The 3,244-nt window shown below is 46.0% G+C and carries 3 protein-coding genes; 1 reads left to right on the forward strand and 2 read right to left on the reverse strand.

The window, feature by feature from the left end:
- Positions 1–2,396: HEAT repeat domain-containing protein (locus F6J94_RS32150; protein WP_293047665.1), on the forward strand; the 2,396-nt coding region annotated here is incomplete at its 5' end.
- Here F6J94_RS32150 and F6J94_RS32155 read toward each other — a convergent pair.
- A complete protein-coding gene (locus F6J94_RS32155; protein ID WP_269087017.1) occupies positions 2,375–2,500 on the reverse strand; it encodes a hypothetical protein in 126 nt (41 codons plus the stop codon). The two genes, F6J94_RS32150 and F6J94_RS32155, sit on opposite strands and share 22 nt — an antisense overlap.
- Before the next feature lie 36 nt (positions 2,501–2,536).
- Positions 2,537–2,998 (reverse strand): D-aminoacyl-tRNA deacylase, encoded by a 462-nt coding sequence (gene dtd / locus F6J94_RS32160; RefSeq protein ID WP_293029133.1) that lies wholly within the window; start codon positions 2,996–2,998, stop codon positions 2,537–2,539.
- Positions 2,999–3,244: the final 246 nt, after the last annotated feature.

The following is a 3,244-nucleotide window of genomic DNA, read 5'->3' on the forward strand; positions in this document are numbered from 1 at the left end:
TCTATGATGTACGTAGGAGTGCGGCATATGCTTTGGGAGAAATCGGGACAGAAACCACCATAGACCCCTTAATTAAATTGCTGGATGATGACGACTCTGATATGCGTAGAAGTGCGGCATCTGCTCTGGTAAAAATCGGGACAGAAGCCAGTATCAACCCCTTAATTAAATTGCTCGATGATGACGAGTATTCTGTGCGTAGAAGTGCGGCATATGCTCTGGGAAATATCGGGACAGAAGCCACCATCGACCCCTTAATTAAATTGCTCGATGATGACGAGTATTCTGTGCGTAGAAGTGCGGCATATGCTCTGGGAAATATCGGGACAGAAGCCACCATCGACCCCTTAATTAAATTGCTCGATGATGACCACTATTTGGTGCGTATTCGTGCGGCATATGCTCTGGGAAAAATCGGGACAGAAGCCACCATCGACCCCTTAATTAAATTGCTCGATGATGACCACTATTTGGTGCGTATTCGTGCGGCATATGCTTTGGGAAAAATCGGCACAGAAGCCACCATAGACTCCTTAATTAAATTGCTGGATCATGACCACTATTCTGTGCGTATTAGTGCGGCAGAAGCTCTGGGAAAAATCGGCACAGAAGCCACCATATACCCCTTAATTAAATTGCTGGATCATAACCACTATTATGTGCGTAGGAGTGCGGCATATGCTCTGGGAAAAATTGGCACAGAAGCCACCATCGACCCCTTAATTAAAAAATTGCTGGATGATGACCACTATGATGTGCGTAGTATTGCGGCATATGCTTTGGGAAAAATCGGCACAGAAGCCACCATCGACCCCTTAATTAAATTGCTGGAGGATCCCGACTCTTATGTGCGTAGTAGTGCGGCAGAAGCTCTGGGAAAAATCGGCACAAAAGTCACCATCGACCCCTTAATTAAATTGCTGGATGATGACCACAACTCTTATGTGCGTAGTAGTGCGGCAGATGCCTTGGTAAAAATCGGCACAGAAGCCACCATCGACCCCTTAATTAAATTGCTGGATGATGACCACTATTCTGTGCGTAGGAGTGCGGCATATGCTCTGGGAAAAATCGGCACAGAAGCCACCATCGACCCCTTAATTAAATTGCTGGATGATGACCACTATTATCTGCGTAGGAGTGCGGCATATGCCCTGGAAAAAATTGGCAAGGAAGCCACTATTTCTAAACTGATTAATCTCCTGAACAACGAAGAATTGGCAGCAACTCATGATGAAGATACTCTTCAGTACACTATCAAAGCTATTAAAGCCATTCAACAGCGCTACCAAGTCTACAACCCAATCTATTGTCCCAAACCCACTCCCAAAGCCGATCCTCCCAAATTCATTGCCACTAAAACCATATACATCCTCCACCTCTCGGACCTCCACATCACCACCCTTGACCAAGCTACCCTTTGGTCAAACCAACTGGCTCAAGACCTCACCCAAGACCTTGACATCCCTCACCTTGATGGTCTTATCCTCTCCGGTGATATCGCCAATTATTCCACTCCTCAAGAATACCAGGCTGCACAACAGTTTCTCGACAACCTCCGCCAAGACTTTCCCCTAGACCCGAAGCAAATTGTTCTAGTTCCCGGTAACCATGACCTGAACTGGGAACTATCAGAAGACGCTTATGATTTACGCGATTGGCCTTCGGCCACGCTACGCGAACGCAAAAAATACCAAGGTAAACTCGAAGAGGGTCACTACATCGAAGAAAGTCCACGAGCGATTTGGGTTCGAGATGATACCAAATACCAACAACGCTTTGCCCACTTCAGCCAATTCTATCAAGCTATCAAAACTGAACCCTATCCCCTAGACTATGACCAGCAAGGGATTATCGACTATCTCCCAGAGCAAAATTTGCTGATCCTAGGACTAAACTCCGCTTGGCAACTGGATCACCACTTCAGAGACCGTGCTAGCATCCACTCAGGTGCTGTGAGCAATGCCCTGACCGAGATTCGCCGTAATAAAGATTACGACAACTTTCTGAAAATTGCAGTTTGGCACCATCCCCTAAATAGTGACGGAAGCGATAGGATTACCGACCAAGGCTTCATGCAACAACTCGCTGTTGCTGGATTCCGTTTGTTCCTCCACGGGCACATCCACAAAGCCCAAGCCAGCCTTTTCCCTTACGACCTCAGCCGAGATGGGCGCAAACTCCATGGAATTTGTGCTGGCACCTTTAGCGCACCGACCTTTGAACTACGATCCGCTTATCCCTGGCAATATAATCTACTGAAAATTAACGATAATCAGCTCAGTGTCTACACTCGCCGCCGGGAAGAAGAAAATGGTGCTTGGAAACCTGATTCACGGTGGACTCAGGGTCCAGGACTTGGTAGTTTGGATTATTATTCCATTGACTTGTCTTGAGTCGGGAGTCGGGAGTCGGTGTAAGACGAAAATTTACTGTACCTCGTCAGTATGATAAACGCTATAAAAATGTTTCCCATCTCCCCATCTCCCCATCTCCCCAAACTTCCCACACTCCCTGTTCCCTGTTCCCTGTTCCCTTAGCGCACTAATGCTTCTTTCTCCAACAACAGCGTCACTGGACCATCATTCTCTATACAAACCTCCATCATAGCACCAAACTCACCAGTTTCTACCCGCAACCCACTCATCCGTAACTTATCCACAAATAGTTGATATAATGCCCTAGCGTATTCTGGAGCAGCGGACTGACTAAAGGAAGGGCGACGTCCTTTGCGACAATCTCCATAAAGGGTAAACTGGCTAACCACCAATAGCTCACCACCTATATCCTGCACGGACTTTTCCCAACGGTCATTACCAGTAGTCTCGTCTGGAAATAGCCTTAAGTCTAGACACTTTCGCACCATCCAGTCTAATTCAGCTTCCGTATCAGTATCCGCAATACCGACTAGTAGGTTAAGCCCTCGCCCTATTTTCCCAATCACTGTTGTTTCTACTTCGACTTGAGAGGATTTGACTCGTTGGATGATTACACGCATATGTAGCAGTTCTCAATTTGCTGAGGTATTTCGTCCTGGGTTTTAGGGAACAGGGAGCAGCGGATCTGGGAACAGTAGGAAAAAGATCTGAGTGTTTTTAGGTGTTATGATCAATGCCTATCCTAGACTGATTATACTCAATAACTAGTTTAAATGAGCGATTACCCCTTAAATAGCAAGGGATTCCACAAAGGTACTGTATCAATACAATAAAAAGCAATTTTTATGAAAATTGCTTTTTTAAAT

The sequence above is a fragment of the Moorena sp. SIO1F2 genome (genome assembly GCF_010672755.1).
Classification (GTDB): domain Bacteria; phylum Cyanobacteriota; class Cyanobacteriia; order Cyanobacteriales; family Coleofasciculaceae; genus Moorena.